Origin of the sequence: Psychrobacillus glaciei (assembly GCF_008973485.1) — a bacterium.
Classification (GTDB): Bacteria; Bacillota; Bacilli; order Bacillales_A; family Planococcaceae; genus Psychrobacillus; species Psychrobacillus glaciei.
In genome coordinates, this window is the sequence record NZ_CP031223.1 from 4308999 (window position 1) to 4332095 (window position 23097).

Annotated in this window: 24 protein-coding genes; 2 read left to right on the forward strand and 22 right to left on the reverse strand. The window is 35.1% G+C overall.

Going from position 1 to position 23097, the window contains the following annotated elements:
- Nucleotides 1–160: 160 nt before the first annotated feature.
- The 7 genes from dnaB to rpsF form a co-directional block, all read right to left on the reverse strand.
- Nucleotides 161–1516, reverse strand: a complete 1356-nt coding sequence (dnaB, locus tag PB01_RS20505; protein ID WP_151701882.1) for a replicative DNA helicase — start codon at nt 1514–1516, stop codon at nt 161–163.
- A gap of 12 nt (nt 1517–1528) precedes the next feature.
- Nucleotides 1529–1978 (reverse strand): 50S ribosomal protein L9, encoded by a 450-nt coding sequence (gene rplI / locus PB01_RS20510; protein WP_151701883.1) that lies wholly within the window; start codon nt 1976–1978, stop codon nt 1529–1531.
- On the reverse strand, nt 1975–3951 hold the full coding sequence (locus tag PB01_RS20515; RefSeq protein WP_151701884.1) for a DHH family phosphoesterase: 1977 nt from the start codon (nt 3949–3951) through the stop codon (nt 1975–1977). Before PB01_RS20515 ends, rplI begins: the two co-directional genes overlap by 4 nt.
- Before the next feature lie 12 nt (nt 3952–3963).
- Nucleotides 3964–4905 carry a YybS family protein gene (locus tag PB01_RS20520; RefSeq protein ID WP_225986117.1) on the reverse strand — a complete coding sequence of 314 codons (942 nt, stop codon included), beginning with the start codon at nt 4903–4905 and terminating at the stop codon, nt 3964–3966.
- 142 nt (nt 4906–5047) lie between these two features.
- Entirely contained in the window at nt 5048–5284 is a 237-nt protein-coding gene (gene rpsR, locus PB01_RS20525) for a 30S ribosomal protein S18 (RefSeq protein WP_142608051.1), read from the reverse strand.
- Between the two features lie 46 nt (nt 5285–5330).
- Nucleotides 5331–5840, reverse strand: coding sequence for a single-stranded DNA-binding protein (gene ssb, locus PB01_RS20530; RefSeq protein WP_151701886.1), 510 nt, complete (start codon nt 5838–5840; stop codon nt 5331–5333).
- Nucleotides 5841–5878: 38 nt separating this feature from the next.
- Nucleotides 5879–6172, reverse strand: coding sequence for a 30S ribosomal protein S6 (gene rpsF, locus PB01_RS20535; RefSeq protein WP_151701887.1), 294 nt, complete (start codon nt 6170–6172; stop codon nt 5879–5881).
- Between the two features lie 227 nt (nt 6173–6399).
- Here rpsF and PB01_RS20540 point away from each other — a divergent pair, with 227 nt between their 5' ends.
- Complete coding sequence (locus tag PB01_RS20540; RefSeq protein WP_192797412.1) at nt 6400–6942, forward strand: DUF3267 domain-containing protein; 543 nt, start codon at nt 6400–6402, stop codon at nt 6940–6942.
- A gap of 215 nt (nt 6943–7157) precedes the next feature.
- Here the strand turns inward: PB01_RS20540 and PB01_RS20545 are convergent, their stop codons facing one another.
- The 4 genes from PB01_RS20545 to PB01_RS20560 form a co-directional block, all read right to left on the reverse strand.
- Entirely contained in the window at nt 7158–8444 is a 1287-nt protein-coding gene (locus PB01_RS20545) for an IS91 family transposase (protein ID WP_151698987.1), read from the reverse strand.
- Nucleotides 8445–9807: 1363 nt separating this feature from the next.
- A complete protein-coding gene (ychF, locus tag PB01_RS20550; protein ID WP_151701888.1) occupies nt 9808–10908 on the reverse strand; it encodes a redox-regulated ATPase YchF in 1101 nt (366 codons plus the stop codon).
- Between the two features lie 87 nt (nt 10909–10995).
- On the reverse strand, nt 10996–11196 hold the full coding sequence (locus PB01_RS20555; RefSeq protein ID WP_151701889.1) for a DUF951 domain-containing protein: 201 nt from the start codon (nt 11194–11196) through the stop codon (nt 10996–10998).
- 45 nt (nt 11197–11241) lie between these two features.
- Nucleotides 11242–12066, reverse strand: coding sequence for a mechanosensitive ion channel family protein (locus PB01_RS20560; RefSeq protein ID WP_151701890.1), 825 nt, complete (start codon nt 12064–12066; stop codon nt 11242–11244).
- 78 nt (nt 12067–12144) lie between these two features.
- Here PB01_RS20560 and yyaC point away from each other — a divergent pair, with 78 nt between their 5' ends.
- Nucleotides 12145–12744 (forward strand): spore protease YyaC, encoded by a 600-nt coding sequence (yyaC, locus tag PB01_RS20565; protein WP_151701891.1) that lies wholly within the window; start codon nt 12145–12147, stop codon nt 12742–12744.
- Here the strand turns inward: yyaC and PB01_RS20570 are convergent.
- The 11 genes from PB01_RS20570 to rpmH all read right to left on the reverse strand — a co-directional run bounded on the left by PB01_RS20570 (nt 12700) and on the right by rpmH (nt 22608).
- Entirely contained in the window at nt 12700–13407 is a 708-nt protein-coding gene (locus PB01_RS20570; protein ID WP_151701892.1) for a DUF554 domain-containing protein, read from the reverse strand. The genes yyaC and PB01_RS20570 overlap by 45 nt on opposite strands.
- Nucleotides 13408–13545: 138 nt before the next feature.
- On the reverse strand, nt 13546–14385 hold the full coding sequence (locus PB01_RS20575) for a ParB/RepB/Spo0J family partition protein (protein WP_151701893.1): 840 nt from the start codon (nt 14383–14385) through the stop codon (nt 13546–13548).
- Complete coding sequence (locus PB01_RS20580; RefSeq protein WP_151701894.1) at nt 14378–15139, reverse strand: ParA family protein; 762 nt, start codon at nt 15137–15139, stop codon at nt 14378–14380. The genes PB01_RS20575 and PB01_RS20580 overlap by 8 nt, the downstream gene beginning before the upstream one ends.
- Nucleotides 15140–15276: 137 nt before the next feature.
- Nucleotides 15277–16149, reverse strand: a complete 873-nt coding sequence (noc, locus tag PB01_RS20585) for a nucleoid occlusion protein (protein ID WP_151701895.1) — start codon at nt 16147–16149, stop codon at nt 15277–15279.
- Nucleotides 16150–16239: 90 nt separating this feature from the next.
- Nucleotides 16240–16956, reverse strand: a complete 717-nt coding sequence (gene rsmG / locus PB01_RS20590; protein ID WP_151701896.1) for a 16S rRNA (guanine(527)-N(7))-methyltransferase RsmG — start codon at nt 16954–16956, stop codon at nt 16240–16242.
- 23 nt (nt 16957–16979) lie between these two features.
- Entirely contained in the window at nt 16980–18869 is a 1890-nt protein-coding gene (gene mnmG / locus PB01_RS20595) for a tRNA uridine-5-carboxymethylaminomethyl(34) synthesis enzyme MnmG (RefSeq protein WP_151701897.1), read from the reverse strand.
- A 22-nt stretch (nt 18870–18891) separates the two neighbouring features.
- Nucleotides 18892–20277 carry a tRNA uridine-5-carboxymethylaminomethyl(34) synthesis GTPase MnmE gene (gene mnmE / locus PB01_RS20600; protein ID WP_151701898.1) on the reverse strand — a complete coding sequence of 462 codons (1386 nt, stop codon included), beginning with the start codon at nt 20275–20277 and terminating at the stop codon, nt 18892–18894.
- A gap of 211 nt (nt 20278–20488) precedes the next feature.
- A complete protein-coding gene (gene jag, locus PB01_RS20605; RefSeq protein ID WP_151701899.1) occupies nt 20489–21229 on the reverse strand; it encodes an RNA-binding cell elongation regulator Jag/EloR in 741 nt (246 codons plus the stop codon).
- Complete coding sequence (yidC, locus tag PB01_RS20610; protein WP_151701900.1) at nt 21226–21996, reverse strand: membrane protein insertase YidC; 771 nt, start codon at nt 21994–21996, stop codon at nt 21226–21228. The genes jag and yidC overlap by 4 nt, the downstream gene beginning before the upstream one ends.
- A gap of 68 nt (nt 21997–22064) precedes the next feature.
- Nucleotides 22065–22409, reverse strand: a complete 345-nt coding sequence (rnpA, locus tag PB01_RS20615; protein WP_151701901.1) for a ribonuclease P protein component — start codon at nt 22407–22409, stop codon at nt 22065–22067.
- A 64-nt stretch (nt 22410–22473) separates the two neighbouring features.
- Nucleotides 22474–22608 (reverse strand): 50S ribosomal protein L34, encoded by a 135-nt coding sequence (gene rpmH, locus PB01_RS20620; protein WP_151701902.1) that lies wholly within the window; start codon nt 22606–22608, stop codon nt 22474–22476.
- Between the last annotated feature and the right edge of the window lie 489 nt (nt 22609–23097).

Consider the following 23097-nt stretch of genomic DNA (forward strand, 5'->3'; position numbering starts at 1 on the left):
TGCACTTAAAAACACGAACAAATTAATGTATGGAACATTAATCGTTCGTGTTTATGTCGTGAAATATGAAAATACGACTCTTTTTTTTTTGTCATTCTCCCATTCAGGAAACAATACGCTTCGTCCAAATTCCCTAACCGAAAAAAAGTGGACGCTTGCCTTACGCTGGAGGAGCTTGATGTTGACTCCAGTCGATATTGACGAATTTGTTAAATTCCTTCACGAAAGCTAGTGTTACAGTTCCAGTGGGACCATTACGTTGTTTCGCAATTATTATTTCAATCATATTCTGATTTTCTGTTTCTTTATCGTAATAATCCTCTCGATATAAGAAAGAAACAATATCCGCATCTTGCTCGATTGAACCAGATTCACGTAAATCGGACATCATCGGTCTTTTATCTTGCCGTTGCTCCACTCCACGTGAAAGCTGAGACAAAGCAATGACAGGGACTTTTAGCTCTCGTGCAAGTCCTTTTAAAGAACGTGAAATTTCGGAAACCTCTTGTTGTCGATTTGCCTGGCTGCCGCCACTACCTTGAATAAGCTGCAAGTAATCGATTAATATCATGCCCAAGCCATATTCTTGTTGTAGGCGACGGCATTTGGATCGTATTTCATTTACACGAATACCAGGAGTATCATCAATAAAAATACCGGCATTTGATAAACTCCCCATTGCCATCGTTAACTTACGCCAATCCTCTGTTGTAAGGGCTCCTGTACGCAAAACTTGCGCATCAATATTCCCCTCCGCACATAGCATACGCATAACTAACTGTTCTGCACCCATCTCTAAACTAAAAATAGCCACATTTTCATCTGTTTTTGTTGCAACATTTTGCGCAACATTCAGTGCGAATGCGGTTTTCCCTACAGATGGACGAGCAGCTACAATGATTAAATCATTTCTTTGGAAGCCAGCTGTAATGCGATCCAAATCTCTAAAACCTGTTGGAATACCCGTTACATCGCCTTTTCTTGAGTGAAGTTTTTCGATATTATCGTATGTTTCCACTAAAACGTCTTTAATATGTTGAAAATCACCAGCGTTTTTTCTGCTGGCAACTTCCATCATTTTTCGTTCAGCCTCAGCTAGCAAGGCTTCTACTTCATCTTCTCTTGTAAATCCATCTTCAACAATGGTTGTAGCTACTCGAATTAAACGCCGCAAAATTGATTTCTCTTCTACAATTTTTGCGTAATGCCCAATGTTTGCAGCTGTTGGTACTGCATTTGCAATCTCACTAATGTAAGAAATACCACCCACATCTTCTAATTCTTTTTTGGCAGAAAGTTCTTCTGTTACGGTAACTACGTCAATTGCTTTTCCTTGATCACTTAAACGAATCATCGTTTGAAAAATTTTCTGATGCGCTACTCGAAAAAAGTCTTCTGGCATAATTATTTCAGCAGCGGTAATTAATGCTTGCGGTTCTAAAAATATTGCTCCAATGACAGACTGTTCAGCTTCTTGGTTATGTGGTGGCACACGGTCCAATAGTGGATCGCTCATTGACCTCTCTCCTTACGCTTCTACTATTACATGGACTTTTAATGTAGCCACTACTTCATGATGAAGTTTAACAGGAACATTTGTAAATCCTAATGCACGAATGGCATCATCTAATTCCATTTTACGTTTATCTAGTTTAATGCCATGCGTTTTTTCTAATTGGGCTGCAATTTGTTTTGTCGTAACGGAACCGAATAAGCGCCCGTCAATTCCAGATTTTGCTTTTAGTTCAACAGTAAGTTGTTCTAGAACCTCTTTTAATTTTTTTGATTCAGCTAATTCTTCTGCTGCTTCTTTTTCGGATTTTTTCTTTTGTCCTTCTAATGCACTAATTGCTGCTGAGTTTGCCTCAACTGCAAGGTTATTTTTTAATAAGAAATTATGTGCATATCCGTCAGCAACATTTTTGATTTCACCCTTTTTACCTTTTCCTTTTACATCTTTTAAGAATACTACTTTCATTCTGTTGTTCCTCCTTCTAGTGTCTCTTCTATTGCTGTTTTAAGCAGTTGAATAGCTGCTTCAAGGGTTGTATTTTCTAATTGGCAAGCAGCATTTGTTAAATGTCCGCCTCCATTAAGCTTCTCCATTACCAGCTGGACATTTAAGTCTCCCAATGATCTTGCACTGATCCCAATAACAGTATCACTTCTTCTTCCTATTACAAAAGATGCCGTAATATTATTCATCGCCAGCAAAATATCGGCGGTTTGAGCAAGTAGGACTTGGCTATAAGATATATTTTCTGCTCCATGAGCAATGGCAATACCTGCTTTAAAAAATTCGACGGTTTGAATAATCTTGGAACGTTCCACATAGGTATCAATATCTTCTTTTAAAAGTTTTTGTACTAGCACTGTGTCTGCTCCATGTGTTCGAAGATAAGAGGCCGCTTCAAAAGTTCTAGCCCCTGTACGCAATGTAAAACTTTTGGTGTCCACAATTATTCCCGCGAGCATCGAGGTTGCTTCAAGCATTGTCATTTTTTCATTTTTAGGCTGATATTCTAGTAATTCAGTAACTAATTCCGAAGTGGATGATGCATATGGCTCCATATATACGAGCATTGTATTAGATATAAACTCTTCACCTCTTCTGTGATGATCTATTACAACAATTTTCTCGGCCTTATTTAGCAATTTCTCATCAATAACTAGACTAGGTTTATGTGTGTCTACAATAACTAATAGTGTTTTATCCGTTATTTTATTCATCGCTTCTTCAGGACTAATAAAACGCTCATAAAGCTCTGGCTTCTCTTTTATTTCATCCATTAAACGAAGCACACTTTTATCTAATTCATTAAAGTCAATGACCACATAACCTTCTACTTTATTCATCTCAGACATTTTTCGAACTCCGACAGCCGATCCAATTGCATCCATATCCGGCATGCGATGTCCCATGACAAATACCTTATCACTATCTTGGATTAAATCTCTAAGTGCATGGGATATGACTCTTGCTCGTACTCTAGTTCTTTTTTCTACTGGGTTTGTTTTCCCGCCGTAAAACTTTACTTTTCCATTTGGGTTTTTTATGGCTACTTGATCTCCGCCTCTACCCAATACTAAATCTAAGCTCGACTGTGCTAATTCACCTAGCTCTACTAAGGAAGTAGATCCAGCCCCTACCCCAACACTTAGCGTTAAGGAAAAACCAAATTTGGATGTCGTTTCTCTAATGTCATCTAATATAGAGAATTTATTCTTTTCTAGCTCCACTAGAATAGATTCATTAAATACAGCTAAGAAGCGATCCGATGAAATTCTTTTTACATAATTTCCATACTTTGCGCCCCAATCATTCACACAAGATGTAACGATACTATTTAACTGACCTCTTGTTTGATCATCCATGCCTTGTGCAATCTCATCATAATTATCAATAAATAAAACACCAATAACCGTTCGATCTCCGTAATATAATGACTCCATTTCAATTTGTTCCGTAATATCAAAGAAATAAAGTAACTTCTCTTCGGCCTTATAGAGTACTTTATAATTATTGTTATCTATAGAAATCGTTATTTCTTTTGAGTCCTCTTGCTTTATAAATTGTTGGAAATCCTTTGATATAGAAAGAAGCTCCTCACCAATAATCGTATCGAAAGGAAGCTTTTGTGTCATATAAGGATTTGCCCATTCAATTATATATTGATCGTTTATCAATAAAATACCAATTGGCATTTCTAACAAGGCTTCCTCACCAACTTTTTTCATTCGATAAGAAAGCGTTTCAATATGTTTTTCTGTTTCTTCATAAACTCGTTGTTCTAAAATCCACGCATAAATAGAAACTCCAATAACTAATATAGCAAATAATAACCCAACTAAAATGCTGTTAGACAGGATTAAATAAGATGCAACCCCACCGAGAAGCATAAACAAAACGAGTGGATATCGAATTGGTCGTTTTCTAAAAAAAGACGCCACTTGATCAGCTCCTTACTTTTTGTACCTGCCTTTTAAATAACTTCGCAAATTAAATCCTAAGTCAAAAACACCTACTATTATTGTAAAAGTATAAAGTGGTACCGCAAGAATTGTTACGATTAACGCAAGCCATTTAGGGTAGCCAAGTACATGAAAATAATAATGAATTAGGGAAACCCCTTGAAGAAAAAGAAGTGCCCTTAAGATAAGTAAAGCATTAATGCTTGCTAAATAACCAAATGATCCAACTTCGAAAGTAGCAAATAATGAGAATATGGATACGATTAAATAATACCATAACACTGCTTTAGGAAGTCTAAAATCCTTAAACTTTGAAAATTTAGGGACTTCTAATTTCAACCTTTTCAACAATGAAAGATTAATCGCTAAATAAATAATGGCTGTGATAAACACCCCTCCAATAAAATAAGAAGGCATAATCATTTTAGCAATTAATATGGCCTGAGCAACCTGTTCATCATAGTCTTTTGGCAACTGTCCCATAGAAGACATAATATTTCCTACTTGGTCGTAGTATATTTCAAAGCTTTCAAATAGTTGCTCCAGGACATTAATATTCAATACCCAAATAGATATTATGTATTGTAGGGCTGTCATTAGTAATAAAAAAATTCCAGATGCCATTAGCAAATAGACCTTTGACTTTTTGTTTCTAATTGCATCTCCTATAATAAATCCTAATGGGGCTACGATTAACGCAAATAATACGCCAAAAACACCACCGATTATAAAGGAAATTATTATACCAATTATCGTAACCCATGATGCTTGTTTTCGCTCGAATTTAGCACTATACCAAGCAATTGGTAAAGGTACAATAAAAGAAGTAATGAAACCAACAAACGGAACATATACGGACATTGCCAAGAGAATAGAAAATAGTGCAATCATCATTGCTCCAAAAGTTAAATAGCTTGTCTGATTTTTTAGCATAAAGTACCTTCCTTTGTTGTATTCATCTATCCATTGTAACAGAATTCCTACTACAACTAAAATTCCTTTTATTTTCCGTTTCATTTTATATAAAAAGTTCATAAAAAAAAGACCGGTTTCCCGGTCTATTTCATTTATAAACTTATCTCTCTTCAGAAGAGAATGGTAGTAAAGCCATGATACGAGATACTTTGATAGCTCGTGTCAATTTGCGTTGGTACTTCGCGCTTGTTCCTGTCACACGACGTGGAAGAATTTTCCCACGTTCTGACACGAATTTTTTCAACAAATCTACATCTTTATAATCGATGTTTGTGATGTTGTTAGCAGTGAAGTAACAAACTTTACGGCGTCTTTTGCCTCCGCGACGTGGTGCCATAATAGGTTGCCCCCTTTTCGATTAAAGTAAAGTGTGTGAAGTTATTTTAAAACGGTAGATCGTCATCCGATACTTCGATTGGCCCACTACTGTTTGCAAATGGATCTTCATCAACACGTGTATAATTTTGCTGATTCATTGGTTGGTTTTGCTGATATGTCGGAAATGAATTTTGTTGTTGTTGCTGTTGCCCGCTACCAAATGGTTGTCCCCCTTGGCTACGTTCACCAGAACTACTACGCGGCTCTAAGAACTGAACACTGTCTGCGACAACATCCGTCGTATAAACACGTTTTCCATCTTGTCCTTCATAACTGCCTGTCTGAATACGCCCTTCAACCCCAGCTAAACTTCCTTTTTTCAAAAAGTTAGCTGTGTTTTCCGCTTGCTTTCTCCAAACGACACAGTTGATAAAATCAGCTTCTCTTTCACCTTGTTGGTTGGAGAATGTTCGATTGACAGCTAGTGTAAATCTTGCCATTGCAACACCACTTGGTGTATAGCGAAGTTCCGGATCTTTTGTTAGTCTTCCAACTAAAACGACACGGTTAATCATCAGTATATAACCTCCCTCATTCAGCTTTTGTTAGTCGATTATTTTTTATCGTCGATACGAACAGCAATGTGACGGATAATGTCTTCATTGATGTTAGCTAAACGAATGTATTCATCGATTGCTTTTGAATCAGAGTTTACTTTAACGATTTGGTAGTAACCTTCACGCAAGTCGTTGATTTCGTAAGCTAAACGGCGTTTACCCCACTCTTTTGCTTCGATGATTTCTGCACCATTTGAAGTTAAGATTTCGTTGAAACGCTCAACTAAAGCTTTCTTCGCATCTTCTTCGATTGCTGGTTGGATAATGTACATTAATTCGTACTTTCTCATCTATTTACACCTCCCTATGGTCTTTGGTCAACTGATTACAGCTGACAAGGAGCAAGTAATGCTATTACTCACATCAATGAATTGTAACATAAAGTTTTTTTTTTATCAAGAATGATACCCATTGTTTTCACAATTCGTGTATATTTATTTTAACTTTAGTCAGCTTGCTTTTTAGCTCGGTTGAATAAAATTAAAGTATTAGCGTATTTTATATGGAGGAGTTGCTTATGCAAAATAAAGAAGATATCTTGTCTATTATTGAAATAGATTTAAAAAAAGTTGCTTGGTCTAGCTTATTAATGACAGTACTTCTATCCATTCTTGGTCTATTATTTTATGCTTGGTTATACGATGGCTTTGCGATAACTTTTTCATTCGTTGATTTCTTATTATTTTTCATCGGCTATGTATTACTTATAGTTTTACATGAGGCCTTCCATTTAATTGGATTTTGGTTGTTTGGAAAAGTTCCGTGGAATAGCATGGACTACGGCCTTAATCTTAAACTGGGTATTGCTTATGCAACAACCAATTTACCATTACCAAACAAAGCAATGAAAAAAGCATTACTACTTCCTTTTTGGATGACAGGAGTTATTCCGATGCTTTTAGGCTATTTCATAGAATTACCAAGTTTGATTTTATTAGGAGCTTGGTTAATAGCAGGAGCTGCTGGAGATTTTGCTATGTATAAAGAGCTAAGAAAATACCCTGCAGATGTACTGATTAAAGATGATCCAGTAATGCCAAAATTATACGTAATGAAATAATGAATATAAGAAAAACCGGGCAAAAAGACGCCCGGTCCTTTTTTGTTTATTTTACGTCAGATATTTTATACACCATTCCATGTATTCCTTTGTATACCCTCGGATACATTTGCGCTCCACACTGCTCACATTCAAACATGGGTGGAACAGTTGGATCTCCATCGTCCATTCGATCGAAGTCTCTTACCACTTGATAAGGAATTTTCTCTTCCGCATCACACAGTAGACATTCGTATATTACTGGTGCCTTGATAATAGTTGGTTTGCTTTTGTTTTTCTTTTTGCGTGGTTTGCTGACTGGTGAAATGACGAATCACCCTTTCTAAATAGTTTCTTGTATTGTCGCATAAAGCTACCCGTATCGTTAGTACCCCCTCCTGAAGACAGACTTCTCCCTTATAGATGTAGCAGTTGTCACATTTTGGGCACCTCAAAGGATCCGGCTGTTTGGCAGCCAGAAATTTCTCTCTCCAATTACGTCTTTTTAGTTTAGAACCTATTCTAACGATCCACTTCTTTACTTCCTTCTGCCATTCCGTCAGTAATTTTCTAGTATCACCTTTGGTTTTACGTGAGTACATACCATAATGACGTATAGTTTTGAATTGTTCATCGGGGATATGACGAATTAATCGGGAAATAAACTCCTCCACAGAAATTGTTTCTTTCTTTTGCTGACCATTGGTCTTATCTTTGTAAGTAAAAGTTACGCTTTGACCATCATATGCTTCGATCCGATTCAACCCTATTGCAGGTCGACGCATATAACGCCCAATGTATCTTAGTTGTTCTTCTATCTTTCCCTTTTGTTTTGGTGCATGTATATAGAAACCTTTCCCATTATTTTGGTAGGCTGCTTGAAGTCGTGATTGCACTTGCTTTTTCTCTCTAGGATTTAAATTCTTTCTGATTAGCTTTAAGACAACCGTCTGCCATTGCTTCCGAAGCATCCCAAAAGGTAAGAAATCATATTTTACGTATTCACCTTGTGCATTAATACCTCCCATAGTCACTAACATATGGACATGTGGGTTAAAATTAACTCTTGATCCGAATGTGTGGAGACCTGAGATTATACCAGGAATCACCTTTGTTTTTTTATAAAAGTAATCTCTAAGAAGTTTTGCAGCTTCATCCATCATTGGTTTTAAAAGACGTCTGTGTAGTAAGAAGACTTCACGCAATCCTTCATCTACCGTAAAAATCACATGTCGGTGGTTGACTTGAAACATATCATGGGATATTAGACGGCTCCATTCTTCACTTTCTCCCACTGAACAGGTTGTACAGAAACGTCCTTTGCATCGATAGGCAACTTTTTTTAAATCATGACACCCTTCACATACAAAGAGTTTGAACCCATTAACTACCTTTCCGCATCCCTTGAACTTTTCAACTTCTTTTACAACTATAGGTCTTACCTTGTTTTCATGTTTCAATAAAAATTGATTCCAATGATTATGCTCATCAAAAAATATTCGTTTTAATATATTCTTTTCCATATAACAAATGTACCATGAACCCAGTGTTCATGGTACATTTTCATATACTTTCTTATCTTGTGAGAAAAGCGCAAGCGCCCTTTAAGTGCACCTTGTCTTCTCTATTTCTAGAGTGCTTTGGACGAAACATTTGCTAGACTATTACCGCGGGAATTTTTGTGGATGGAGAAGTGACTGCGTCACTTCTCCATCCACTTTTTTTCGATAATCTTGTGGCGGATGTTTGTCCGTCGCCTTCTTGAAATTTGTAGAGACAAGGTGCGTAAGGTTAGGTTAATGAGAGATTAGACACTTTCCTATTCTTTTAAAAGCGGACGAAGATGCAATTTCGTCCGCTCAGCGCTTCTTTATCAATGAATACTACCTATTTTTTCAGGCCCCGCTGATTCATGTATACTGTGTACGATAAAAGTAAAAACATATAGGAAATCCTGCTTAAGGAAGACACCATTAAAATCACTTCAAGTCGTTGTGCATACTGGATTTCTGGTATTTCAATTTCATATATTTTCTTATTAGGAACTACTCACTTAATGGATTGTAGTGAATGGTGGCGACTCCAGCGGGATGAGTGAGACAGATGAGACATCGCAACGACGCGAATGCGGCGGTGATGGCTCAACGCTCACCCCGCGGAACGCGTCCACCTGAAACGGAAATCCGCGGTATTCTTTGATTCTTTCAAGTACTATGAACACTGGTTTCACAGGTTGATAATCCATATACTTTCTTATCTTTTAAGAAAAGCGCAAGCGTCCTTTAAGTACACCTATCTTCACTATTTCCAGGGTGCTTTGGACGAAACACTGGCTACACTATTACCTTTAGAGTTTTGGATCGTTAAGGGACTGAGTCGCTTAATGATCCATTTTTTTCGGTAATCTTGTGGCAGATGTTTGTCCGTCGCCCTATTGGAATATAGAGAGACAAAATGCGAAAGGTTTGATTAATGAGAGATATAAATACTTTCCTATTCTTTTAAAGGCGGACGAAGATGCAATTTCGTCCGCTCAGCGCTTCTTTATTAATGGATACTATCTATTTTTTTTTGCTTCCACTTGCCCTATTAATAAAAAACGGAGAATACTGGATAGTTATTTCTTCCAAGTATATTGTCTTTCTTAATTGCACAGTTGATTGTAGTGGAAGGTGGCAACGCCTTCGTTCCTCGGAGATAGATGAGACATCGCAAACGACGCGAATGCGGCATCCCCGCGGAACGCGTCCACCTGAAACGGAAATCCGCGGTATTCTTTAATTCTTTAAAGTACTATGAACACTGGTTTCGCAGGTTGATAATCCATATACTTTCTTATCTTGTTAAAAAAGGGATTAGCGATTTCTCACTAATCCCTTTTCTTTATTACACGTTAAAACGGAATAACATTACATCTCCGTCTTGTACTACATACTCTTTTCCTTCTAAACGAACTTTCCCTGCTTCTTTTGCTGCAACCATAGAACCAGTAGCAACTAAATCATCGTAAGCAACTGTTTCTGCACGGATAAATCCTTTCTCAAAATCAGAGTGAATCACTCCTGCACATTGAGGAGCTTTCATCCCTTTACGGAATGTCCATGCACGTACCTCTTGAACACCTGCCGTAAAGTAAGTAGCAAGACCTAGAAGTGAATAAGATGCTTTAATTAACTGATCTAAACCAGATTCTTTAATTCCTAATTCTTCTAGGAACATTGATTTCTCTTCATCTTCTAGTGCTGCCATCTCTTCTTCAATTCTCGCACAAATAACGATTACCTCTGCTCCTTCGTCTGCTGCAAATGCACGTACTTTTTCCACGTATTCATTTTCATCATCTGCCATAATATCGTCTTCTGATACATTAGCAACATATAGCATTGGTTTTATCGTTAACAAATGAAGACCTTTTACTACACGTAGCTCTTCTTCTGAAAAGTCAACAGAACGACCAGATTTTCCTGCTTCAAAAGCTTCTTTTAAACGAGTTAAAATCGGTTCTTCCACCATTGCATCTTTATCTTTTTGCTTAGCCATTTTTATCACTCGTGCTAAACGTTTATCAACGCTTTCTAAATCCGCTAAAATTAATTCTAAATTAATTACTTCAATATCTGAGATTGGATCCACTTTTCCAGATACATGTGTAATATTTTCATCATCAAAACAACGTACTACTTGGCAAATTGCATCTACTTCTCGTATATGAGCTAAAAACTTATTTCCAAGTCCTTCCCCTTTACTAGCCCCTTCTACAATACCTGCGATATCCGTAAATTCAAATGCTGTTGGAACTGTTTTCTTTGGTACTACTAACTCTGTTAATTTATCTAAACGAGCGTCAGGAACTTCTACAATTCCTACGTTTGGATCAATTGTAGCGAACGGATAATTTGCAGCAAGTGCTCCCGCCTTCGTTATTGCATTAAATAGTGTGGATTTACCTACGTTTGGTAATCCTACGATACCTGCTGTTAATGCCATCTATTCCCCAACCCTTCTATTTTCTTTACCATATCATTTTATATATAACCTGTTAATTATATTGATTCCACTGATAAAAGTCTATCCTTACTCTGTATCTCTTTGTATGATAAGTCTTTTCATCTTTTTTTCAAATTCTTTTCTTGGAATTAATACACTATGCTGACAGCCTTCACATTTTATACGAATATCCGCACCCATACGTATTATTTTCCACGCATTGGTCCCACAAGGATGCTGTTTTTTCATTTCTACAATATCATTCAATTGAAATTGTTTACGCTCCATTTTATTCACCTACTATTCTTGACATTTGACTACAATCATTTTGGGTTATGGAATTTTAATGCCCTCTTGTTCAAGGAATTCTATTAAGTCTCTTCGTATATTTCTCGCTATTCCGCTCTGTTGCATTGGTTTAGTTTCTGCAGCAATTCGAATAACTATTTCAGATGAACTAAAACTTTGTACTCCTAGATAAGTTGGAGACTTAACAAGTTCTTCATATTTAATTGGCAAAGCTTGCAGAAATCTTTCTATACTCTTTTCTAATTCTTCCATGTTTGTTTCATAAGCGACACTTACATCTATTAATGCTTTCGAGTTATAAATAGAAAAATTAACAACTACAGAAATACTACCATTTGGAATAGTGTGCAACTCCCCTGTATAGCTCTTTACTTTTGTAGTCCTCAACCCGATTTCTTCTACTGTTCCTGTTGCTGAACCTATTTGTACTTGGTCTCCTACAGCAAATTGATCCTCAAATACAATAAAGAAACCTGTAATAATATCTTTCACTAAACTTTGTGCACCAAAACCTACAGCGAGACCTACAATTCCTGCACCCGCTAAAAGTCCAGTTACATTAATATCAAAAACAGATAATATCGCAATAATAGCTGTAAAATAAACAACATTTGTCAAAATATTTTGTAGCAACTTCATTAATGTAGTATGCCTACGTTCAGAATACGTCAATGGACTTTTTTCTCTTACCAAAAAGACATGTTTAATTATCCTTTTTCCAAACCTTACAACTATAGACGATAAAATAAAAATGATTATTACTCTCAAGACTACATTTCCAAGATGTATCCAAGTATCCTCATTTAATAATATTTTTTCTATATTAGGTATTGTAAATTCCTTTTTCATAACGTTCTTTTTGTCACCTCACTGAATAAATAGTTTGTCATTTACATATACTGTATTAAAAAGAAAGTGAGTCTATATATGAATTCTCAAGCTGCAACTTTTAAAGAGTCAACTACTATTAATTATAAAGAAACAGGTGTTGTCTGGCGCTTAAGTAACCATTTCTTAGAAAGTATCCCTTTTGATCATCCAAATTTGGTTTTTTGTTGTATTGGCACTGATCGGTCTACAGGAGATGCACTTGGGCCAATGACTGGCTCCTTTTTAACTCAGCTTTCCTCTTTTCCTTTTCAAATCGTTGGAACACTCGATAATCCATTACACGCTCTAAATATCGAAGAAATTACGCAAGAACTAATTAACTCCCCTTCGAAACCATATATTATTGCTATTGACGCATGCTTAGGAAACTCAGGAAACATTGGCCAAATTATTGTCCATCAAGGCCCTTTATATCCAGGTAAAGCAGTTAAGAAGGAATTACCACCAATAGGTGAGGTTTCCATTAAAGCAGTTGTAAATATTGGAGGCTTTATGGAATATAATGTTCTACAAAGCACTCGTTTAAACATTACATTTGAAATGGGTAAAGTTATTTCACGTTCTCTTCTTCTAGCTTGGCATCGATATAATTTAAAAGTTATAAATAATAGTGACACCGATCGCAACCACAACTAAGCTTGGTAGTAGATTAGCAACTCTTATTTTTGTTAAACCAAGTAAATTCATTCCGATCGCAATTATCATAATCCCTCCAGTAGCTGTCATCTCTTGAATAAATAAGTCAAGTGCAGCTGCTGGAATTAGTTTTGTAATTTGAGTAGCAAAAAGTGCGATTGCACCTTGATAGACAGCTACAGGTATAGCAGATAAAATAACCCCTATTCCAAGGGTTGCTGAAAGGATAATAGAAGTAAACCCATCTATAATTCCTTTACTAATTAATAACTCATGATCATTTTGAAGTCCACTATTCAAAGCACCTAATACACCCATTGCACCAATCACAAATATTAAAGTTCCTGTTACAAACCCTTGAGCGATACTACCGCCCTGCGATTTTTTAGAACCAAATTTTTGTTCTATATAATTTCCTAATCTATTTAACCACTTATCTAAGTCAATCCATTCTCCTATGACTGCCCCAAATACTAAACAAATAATAACTAACACAAAATTATTACTTTTCAAACCCATTTGGATACCTAAAACTACGACCGCAATTCCTATTGCATTCATGACGGTTTGTTTCATATTTTCAGGAATATTCTTTAGAAATCTTCCAATGATCGAACCTATGATTATTAAAATTGCATTTACAAACGTGCCTAGTAAAACCACAGCTATTCCTCATTTCACCATAAAAACGAAAAAGTTTGTTCTCTTTAAAGTAAAGACTCAAACGCTTATCATTCTTTTATCATTTTACTTTATCTAAAAATTCAACCTATTTCTAGAAACAACTAGAAATAGGTTGCTTTAGTCTTCTAATAATTGCAGTATTCTTTCTAAGTCGTCATCGGAATAAAACTCGATTTCTATTTTACCTTTATTTTTACTTTTAGTAATAGAAACTGAAGTTCCAAATAACTCTCTTAATTCTGTTTCCTTTTCTACTGTAAAAATATCTTTTTTTTCTTCTTTATTTGTTTCACGTGGAACATTATCATTTAAACGTTGTACCAATGCCTCTAATTGACGAACATTTAAATTTTCTTTTAAAGTTTTTAACATTATTAACGGTATATTTTTTTTCTTTTTTAATCCCAGTAAAGCCTTGCCATGTCCCATGGTTATTTCACCATTAGATATAGCATTTCTAACATCATCTGGAAGAGATAATAATCTTAAGTGATTTGCGATATGTGGACGACTTTTACCTAATCTAAATGCAAGTTGTTCCTGTGTTAAATTTAAATTTTCCATTAGATTTTGATAAGCTTCCGCTTCTTCTATTGCCGTCAAGTCTTCTCTTTGGAGATTTTCTAAAATTGCTATTTCCATCATTTGCTGGTCATTTAATTCACGAACTACAGCAGGTATTTCTTCTAAACCAGCAAGTCCAGAGGCTCTAAATCTTCTTTCACCAACAACAATCTCATATTTGGAACCTTTTTTCCTAACAATAATCGGTTGCAATACACCATGTTCTTTTATCGATTCAGATAGATCTGTCATTGCTTCCTCATCAAACATTTTTCTTGGTTGAAATGGATTTGGTTTAATCTTTACTAGATCAATTTTCTCAACTTTTTCTAAATGATTCAAATCTTCTCCTGGAAACAATGCATTAAGTCCTTTACCCAATGCTTTAGCCATTACGGATCACTTCCTTCGCTAAATCTAAGTAAACCTCTGCCCCTCTAGACTTTGGATCATAAATAATAATTGGTTCACCATGGCTTGGTGCCTCACTTAAACGAATATTTCTAGGAATAATCGTCTTGTATACTTTCTCTTGAAAATACTTCTTAACTTCTTCTATCACTTGAATACCTAAATTAGTACGAGCATCAAACATTGTCAAAAGAACTCCATCAATCTCTAAGTTTTTATTTAAATGTTTTTGTACAAGCCTAATTGTACTTAACAGCTGACTAAGACCTTCTAATGCGTAAAACTCACATTGTACAGGAATAATAATAGCATCAGATGCAGTTAAAGAGTTTATCGTTAATAACCCTAACGAAGGTGGACAATCAATGATAATATATTCATATTTATCCTTTACTTCTAAAAGTGCCCGTTTTAATCTTACTTCTCTTGAAATAGTAGAAACAAGTTCTATTTCAGCACCCGCTAGTGAGATAGTTGCAGGAACAATATATAAATTTTCAACTTTTGTTTCTTGAATTGTTTCTAATACGTTTACATCATCTATTAATACGTCATATATACATTGATTTACTTCGCCTTTATTTACACCTACACCACTTGAAGCATTTCCTTGTGGATCAATATCAACAAGCAATACCTTTTTGCCTAAATATGCAAGACAGGCACTTAGGTTTACGGATGTAGTTGTCTTTCCTACACCACCCTTTTGGTTAGCTATTGCAATAATTCTCCCCACTCTTGCACCTTCTATCTTTTGTATTTATCTGACTCTATTTCATTCTACCAAATTTTCAAAGAAATTTGGGTGTTATTCCTGTAACAAAAAAAAAACTCTCACAATTATTTGTGAGAGTTTGAATAAGATTAAATATATTATGATTTCTTTTTGGGTATTTTTACAGTTATTTGATAAAATTCTTCCGTGTCTTCTTCTTCAGTTTTAATATTTATTCCACTTTTAGTTACCATTGATAAAGAGTGCTTAATCGTATTTAATGCAATTCGAACGTCTTTACTAACGGCTTTTCGTTTAGGCTTTGCTAATTTCTTATCTTCTTTGCTTGGTGGGTTTAGTAATTCATCTACTTTTGCTTCCAGTTGCTTTACATTCCAATGTTTCTCTTTTGTCATGTTCATTAACTGAATTTGAACATCTTTTTCCTTTATTTGCATTAAAGCACGCGCGTGTCGTTCGGATAGTTCTTTTCTCATAATCGCTTCTTGAATTTCTACTGGCAATTTTAATAACCTTAGTTTATTAGCAACTGTAGATTGTCCTTTTCCCAGACGTTGAGCCAATGCTTCTTGAGTTAATTCGTGTAGTTTCAATAGTTTTTGATATGCTACAGCTTCCTCTATTGCAGTTAATTCTTCGCGTTGTAAGTTCTCTATCAATGCAATAGAAGCTGTTTCTTTATCGCTTAAATTACGAATTATTGCTGGCACCTCTGCCCATTGTAATTTAGACATTGCTCTAAATCTACGTTCTCCAGCAATAATTTCATATCTATCGTCATCCATCTTACGAATAACAATCGGCTGAATAACACCATGAGTATGGATTGTTCGTGCTAATTCTTCTATTTTACCATCATCAAATACTGTTCTAGGTTGATATCTATTTGGTACGATTTTATCAATTGCAACATTTACAACTTCCTCTAAATGATTTTGTGTTGGTACCACAACTTCATCTTGTCCTTGCTTTTCGGAACTTCCAAAAAAACGTGAAAAAGGACTTTTCATCTCTCAAGCACCACCTTTTCGAAACTCTTTACACTAAATATTCACGATAAAATTACAATACTATAAATGTTTCACGTGGAACGTTCCTCATTAAATAATAGGTGTTTTGTTTGGAATACCAGGTTTTCGAGGGTATCTTTTCGGTGTGCTCTTTGTTTTAGAAAAGACATACAACATTCTTTCACTATCTTCTACTGGCAAAAGAAAGGAATACTCTGCACTTTTTTCTGAACCTAATATTTGGAGAGCTTTTTTTGCATCTTTTAGTTCATCTAATGCACTTGCTGCTTTCATTGCTATAAATCGACCACCTATTTTAACTAGTGGTACACATAGTTCAGCAAGAACGGAAAGCCTTGCAACAGCTCTTGCTGTAACGATATCATATTTTTCTCTATATTCAGCATTTTGTCCGAATTCCTCTGCACGTGCGTGGACAAAATTTACATTTGACAATTGTAACTCCTTGCTTAGATGTGTTAAAAATTGAATTCTTTTATTTAAAGAATCCACTATAGTTACCTTTAAATTGGGATAACAAATCTTTAAAGGAATACTAGGAAAACCAGCTCCTGCCCCTACATCACACACGGAGTACGAGCCAGTAAAGTCTTCATAAAAAGAAGCACTAATAGAATCAAAAAAATGCTTTAAGTATACAGACGGTTCATCTGTAATTGCGGTTAAATTCATTTTTTCGTTCCATTCAACAAGTAATTCGAAATATCTTTTAAATTGTTGTACTTGTTTAGTATCTAGTTCAATTCCTTTTTCATGAAGGGCTTGAATGAATTGTTCTTCGTTCATGTAGTTCTCCTTATCAATTTAGACTACCCAGTAATTTTCGCAATTTTTCCCTGTTCAATATAAATAAGTAGAATTGAAATATCCGCTGGATTTACACCTGAGATTCTAGATGCCTGTGCAATAGACAATGGTCTAACTTGTTTCATTTTTTGTTTTGCTTCTGTTGCTATTCCCGAAATTGCATCATAATCAATTAGATCAGGAATTTTTTTGTTTTCCATTTTTTTGAGTTTTTCTACTTGTTGAAGAGATTTTTCAATATACCCTTCATATTTCACTTGTATTTCCACTTGTTCTTTCTCTTCAAATGACAAGTCCAATTCTGTTGGTACGAGTACGGCAACTAAATCGTAGTTCATTTCTGTCCGTTTCAGTAAATCTACTGCGCGGATACCATCTTTTAATTCGCTTCCTTCCACACTGCGAATTAATGCCTGTGTTGCCTCATTTGGTTTAATCATCAATGTGCGCAAACGTTGTAATTCATTTTCAATTCGCTGCTTTTTTCCTGAAAATCTTTCATAGCGCTCTTTAGAAACAAGTCCTATTTCATATCCCACTTCTAGAAGGCGTAAATCAGCATTGTCATGACGTAATAACAAACGATACTCCGCACGAGATGTTAATAAACGATAAGGTTCATTTGTTCCTTTTGTCACTAAATCATCTATTAATACTCCAATGTAAGCATCTGATCTACTTAACACTTTTTCTTCTTTTTTAAGTACTCTTAATGCTGCGTTAATTCCAGCCATTAAACCTTGTCCTGCCGCTTCTTCATAACCAGACGTTCCATTAATTTGTCCTGCAGTATACAAATTTTTAATTTTTTTCGTTTCTAGTGTTGGCCAAAGTTGTGTTGGAACCATTGCGTCATATTCAATTGCGTATCCTGCACGCATCATCTCTGCTTTTTCAAGACCAGGAACAGAAGCAATTAAACGACGTTGGACATGCTCTGGAAGACTGGTTGAAAGTCCTTGGACATATACTTCACGGGTATTTCTACCTTCAGGCTCTAAAAATATTTGATGTCTCGGTTTATCACTAAAGCGCACTATTTTATCTTCAATAGAAGGACAGTATCTTGGTCCAGTACCTTTAATCATACCTGAATACATAGGAGATAAGTGTAAATTTTCGTTAATAATTTGATGAGTCATTTCTGTTGTATATGTCAACCAACATGGTAATTGATCCATTATAAACTCAGTAGTATCGAAACTGAAGGCTCTTGGAACATCATCTCCAGGCTGGATTTCTGTTTTACTATAATCTACTGTTTTACTATTTACACGAGGAGGGGTTCCTGTTTTAAAACGAACTAAATCGAAACCTAAATTACGAATACTATCCGCTAATTTAATAGAAGGTTGCTGATTATTTGGACCACTTGAATATTTCAAATCACCGATTATTATTTCACCTCGTAAAAAAGTACCAGTTGTAATAACAACTGTTTCAGCTCTATAGATAGCGCCTACTTGTGTCACAAGCCCTATAATTTTTTCATCTTCCACGAGTAACTCTTCTACTACTGCCTGATGAATAGTTAAATTTTCTTGTTCTTCTAATAGTCGTTTCATTTCATTTTGATACAGTATTTTATCTGCTTGCGCGCGAAGTGCTCGAACTGCAGGTCCTTTTCCGGTGTTTAACATTCTCATTTGAATATGTGTCTTATCTATTACTTTTCCCATGGCACCGCCTAATGCGTCAATTTCACGCACAACAATTCCTTTAGCTGGCCCCCCGATGGATGGATTACATGGCATAAATGCAATCATATCCAGGTTAATTGTTAAAACTAGGGTTTTTGCGCCCATTTTAGCGGATGCTAATGCCGCTTCCACACCTGCATGTCCTGCTCCAACAATAATCACATCGAACTTGCCCGCTTCAAAGTTTGGCATGTTCTTAACTTCCTCTCATTTTTTATTTCCCTAAACAAAACTGTAAAAACAACTGATCAATTAGACTTTCTTCTACTGAATCTCCAATTACTTCACCTAATATTTCCCAGGTCCTTGTCACATCTATTTGAATCATATCTACGGGTACGTCATTATGCGCGGCTTCTATGGCATCTGTTACGGTTGCTTTTGCGACATGTAACAAAGAAATATGGCGTGCATTTGAAACATATGTTAAATCGGATGCTTCAATAGAGCCCTCGAAAAATAAAGAAGCAATCGCCTCTTCTAATTCATTTACCCCTTCTTCCTGTAATAAAGAAGTTGTCACTACTCGCTTATCTCCAGCTAAATTTTTCACTTCATCTAAATCAATTTCGGTAGGTAAATCTGTCTTATTCACAATCACAATGCAATCCATACCTTCAATTGCTTCAAATAATCTATAATCTTCTTCCGTTAAGGATTCAGCGTTACTTAAAACTAGTAATATAAGGTCAGCCTCATTTAGTACTTGCCTAGACTTTTCTACTCCAATACGTTCCACAATATCTTCTGTTTCACGAATACCAGCAGTATCTACTAATTTTAAAGGAACTCCACGTACATTTACATACTCTTCTATAATATCTCTTGTTGTTCCTGCTATATCTGTAACAATTGCTTTATTTTCTTGAATTAAACTATTTAACAGAGATGATTTACCTACATTAGGTCTTCCAATAATAGCAGTTGAAAGTCCTTCCCGCAAAATCTTTCCTTGAGATGAAGTAAGCAATAATTTCTCAATCTCTTCTCTAACCCATGTACATTTATCAATCATCATGGGGAGAGTCATCTCTTCTACATCATCGTATTCTGGATAATCAATATTCACTTCTACTTGTGCTAATGTTTCTAGTAGTGCTTGCCTCAATGTTTTAATAAGCCTAGATAATCGCCCATCCATCTGCCCCAATGCAACATTCATCGCTTTATCTGTTTTTGCTCTTATTAAATCCATGACAGCTTCCGCTTGTGATAAATCAATTCTCCCATTTAAAAAGGCACGTTTTGTAAACTCACCAGGCTCTGCAAGACGTGCTCCATTAATTAATACTAATTGTAGAACGCGATTAACGGAGACTAGTCCTCCATGGCAATTAATTTCTACAACATCTTCTCTTGTAAAGGTTTTAGGACCTTTCATTAGAGATAGCATTACTTCTTCTACTACTTCATCCAATTTTGGATCGACTAAATGTCCATAATGAATCGTATGTGATGCTTGACCCTGTAAATCTTTTCTGTTTGGTGAACGAAAAATTTTATTTGCTATTAATATTGCATTAGGTCCACTAAGTCTGACTATAGCAATTGCACCTTCTCCAAGTGGAGTTGAAATAGCAGCTATTGTATCGAATTCCACAAGTGTCCACCTCCTTACAAATAGTTACTTATCCACATGTGAATAAGTTAAACGAACATGACTATCTAACATATAACAATAACACAAATTGATATAAATCAGAAGTACTGAAGATTTTATTTCTGTTAATAAAAGTTATCAACAACTTCAAAATCTAACTCTCCATAAAAAAACGGATTTTAACTTATAAAAAGCTAAAATCCGTTCAGCATTATTTTATGGGTTCAATGACTAGATAGCGATTCGGATCTGTTCCAACTGAGTATGTTTCAATATCGACTCGGACAGATAAGGCATTATGAATTATTTTTCTTTCAAAAGAGGACATTGGTTCAAATTCTACTTTGATACCAGTTCGAACAGCTTTATCTGCCATCCGTTCGGCAAGTTGTTCTAATGATTCTTGTCTCCGCTCACGGTAATTTCCAACATCCAATTTAATAATAATGAACGAATTAGAAAACTTATTTGCAACTAGTTGAGATAAACTTTCAAAGGCATTCAATGTTTGCCCACGCTTCCCAATTAGTAAAGCTGCTTTTTTACTATTTAAGTGAAGATAAACAAATTTTCCATCTTTCTTTTGTGTAATCGACAAATCATCGATTTTCATTTCTTTCCCTATTTCCAAAATATAGTTAATAGTTTCCTCAATTGCATCATTATTTGTAAATTGTGAATCCATTTCATCATTTTTATTAATAGTAGGGATATTACTTTCTTTGGTTGAATCTTCTAATCTGTCTATTACATGTAAAAATTCTTCTACTTCTTCATCATTTTTTAGAACAGTTACTTGAACAACTGCAGGTTTAACTCCAAATCCTAGGAAACCTTTTTTACCTTCATCTAATACTGTAATTGTCACTTCTTGTTTGGAAACTCCAAGTTTTTCTAATGCAACAGTTATAGCTTTTTCTTTTGTAGGTGCAGTTTGTGTAATCTGATTCATTTTTTTGCCCCTCCTGTTTTGACTGGTTCAGCCTTAGGTTTATTCCAAGGTTTATAAATGAATAAATTTTGAAGAATAGAAATAATATTTCCGATAACCCAATATAATGTTAATGCAGCAGGTAAAACTGTACCAAATCCAATAATCATAAATGGCATAATGTACATCATTATTTTCATTTGAGGATTATCCATCGCTGGACCTGTTCTCAACACGAAAAATTGCATTAAGCCAGCAAGTACTGCCAAGGTGATACTTGGATCTGCTAATGCAAACCCTAAAAAACTGCCTAAATCAATTTGAGGGGTGTTATTCATTCGGCTAATTGCATGATAGAAACCAATAAGAATCGGCATTTGAACAAAAACTGGTAAACACCCAGCAGCAGGATTAATACCTCTCTCTTTAAATAGGGCCATCATTTCTTGCTGATACTTTTGCTGCGTTGCCGCATCTTTTGAACTATACTTCTCTTTTAATTTTTTTAATTCTGGTTGGACTTCTTGCATATTTTTAGAACTTTTTGTTTGTTTAATCATTAAAGGCAATATTGCTAAACGAATAATAATAGTTACAGTAATAATACCTAAACCATACGTACCAAGCAAACCTTTAAAAAATGTAATTGCCGAAACTAACGGCCAAACGATATAGTGATTCCAAAATCCTTCAGAATCTACATAAATGGGTTCTTTAAATTCCGAACAACCAGCTAGTAATGCAATTGTAACTACTAATAAAAATAGCAAAGATAATCTTTTTCTCAACCTTCTTCCCCCTATTTATAGCAAAAATATATATTCATTCTATCTTACCATTTTAAAGAAAGTCTTCACTAGCTTTTCTTTTTAATAACCATAGCTATTTTCAACACATGTTCAAGACTTTTCTTTGTTTCATGAAAATCTAATTTGGCCGCTGGATTTCTAGCGATAATAATATAGTCCTTAGTTGGAGACACTTGATCTTTTAATTCTAAAAAGGTTTGCCGTATATATCTTTTTATACGATTGCGGACAACTGCATTCCCTACTTTTTTACTTACAGATAAGCCAACATGAAAATTAATCTGTTCCTTCTCTAAACAATAAACAACAAACTGCCTGTTTGCATACGATTTTCCTTTTTTAAAAATCGTCTGAAACTCTAGATTCTTTTTTATTCGCTGATTCTTATTCATCTGTTCACCTGCTTCCACTATTCTTTATAAAAGAAAAAAAAGACCACTGAAATGGTCAGTGGACTTATGCTGATAATACTTTTCTTCCTTTTGCACGACGGGCTGCTATTATGCGGCGACCGTTTTTTGTACTCATACGAGCGCGGAAACCGTGATTTTTGCTACGCTTACGGCTATTTGGTTGGAATGTACGTTTCATCTATATGACACCTCCTGAGTGATCATCTTAAAAAACTCCTTAGACAGTCTCCGATATTATATATAAAATACATGTCATTTGTCAATTTTTTTTTCTACTCCATCTTTTACTTTTTACAAAGAAGTTATCCACATTCCCATATAACTTTATAATTTAGGCCTGTTGATAAAAAAAAAATCGAAAAAATTATCCACAACACTTATGAACATGTTTTAAACATACTCATGCCTTGTGGACAACTCTTACTGTTAATAATTCATTTTTTGTGGATAACTCTTAATTCTCTTGTAATATGGTGGTTTTTTTGATACGATATTTGTGTTTTACTTTTCTTACTAAATTTCACAGCGAACTATTATCCACAGCTGTTAATAATATGTGGACAAGTTTTTCCGCAGCCGTTTATAAAGTTTATCCACAGAAGGTGGATTTGTGTATATCTTATTTAAATTATACATATTTATTATTCCAAAAAAGGAGATTAGATTA

Bases quoted from the DNA above. Each gene is read 5' to 3' on its own strand.
- dnaB (WP_151701882.1), bottom strand. From the start codon at position 1,516: ATGAGCGATCCACTATTGGACCGTGTGCCACCACATAACCAAGAAGCT.
- rplI (WP_151701883.1), bottom strand. From the start codon at position 1,978: ATGAAAGTAGTATTCTTAAAAGATGTAAAAGGAAAAGGTAAAAAGGGT.
- PB01_RS20520 (WP_225986117.1), bottom strand. From the start codon at position 4,905: ATGCTAAAAAATCAGACAAGCTATTTAACTTTTGGAGCAATGATGATT.
- rpsR (WP_142608051.1), bottom strand. From the start codon at position 5,284: ATGGCACCACGTCGCGGAGGCAAAAGACGCCGTAAAGTTTGTTACTTC.
- ssb (WP_151701886.1), bottom strand. From the start codon at position 5,840: ATGATTAACCGTGTCGTTTTAGTTGGAAGACTAACAAAAGATCCGGAA.
- rpsF (WP_151701887.1), bottom strand. From the start codon at position 6,172: ATGAGAAAGTACGAATTAATGTACATTATCCAACCAGCAATCGAAGAA.
- PB01_RS20540 (WP_192797412.1), top strand. From the start codon at position 6,400: ATGCAAAATAAAGAAGATATCTTGTCTATTATTGAAATAGATTTAAAA.
- PB01_RS20545 (WP_151698987.1), bottom strand. From the start codon at position 8,444: ATGGAAAAGAATATATTAAAACGAATATTTTTTGATGAGCATAATCAT.
- ychF (WP_151701888.1), bottom strand. From the start codon at position 10,908: ATGGCATTAACAGCAGGTATCGTAGGATTACCAAACGTAGGTAAATCC.
- PB01_RS20555 (WP_151701889.1), bottom strand. From the start codon at position 11,196: ATGGAGCGTAAACAATTTCAATTGAATGATATTGTAGAAATGAAAAAA.
- PB01_RS20560 (WP_151701890.1), bottom strand. From the start codon at position 12,066: ATGAAAAAGGAATTTACAATACCTAATATAGAAAAAATATTATTAAAT.
- yyaC (WP_151701891.1), top strand. From the start codon at position 12,145: ATGAATTCTCAAGCTGCAACTTTTAAAGAGTCAACTACTATTAATTAT.
- PB01_RS20575 (WP_151701893.1), bottom strand. From the start codon at position 14,385: ATGGCTAAAGCATTGGGTAAAGGACTTAATGCATTGTTTCCAGGAGAA.
- noc (WP_151701895.1), bottom strand. From the start codon at position 16,149: ATGAAAAGTCCTTTTTCACGTTTTTTTGGAAGTTCCGAAAAGCAAGGA.
- rsmG (WP_151701896.1), bottom strand. From the start codon at position 16,956: ATGAACGAAGAACAATTCATTCAAGCCCTTCATGAAAAAGGAATTGAA.
- mnmG (WP_151701897.1), bottom strand. From the start codon at position 18,869: ATGCCAAACTTTGAAGCGGGCAAGTTCGATGTGATTATTGTTGGAGCA.
- jag (WP_151701899.1), bottom strand. From the start codon at position 21,229: ATGAATCAGATTACACAAACTGCACCTACAAAAGAAAAAGCTATAACT.
- rnpA (WP_151701901.1), bottom strand. From the start codon at position 22,409: ATGAATAAGAATCAGCGAATAAAAAAGAATCTAGAGTTTCAGACGATT.
- rpmH (WP_151701902.1), bottom strand. From the start codon at position 22,608: ATGAAACGTACATTCCAACCAAATAGCCGTAAGCGTAGCAAAAATCAC.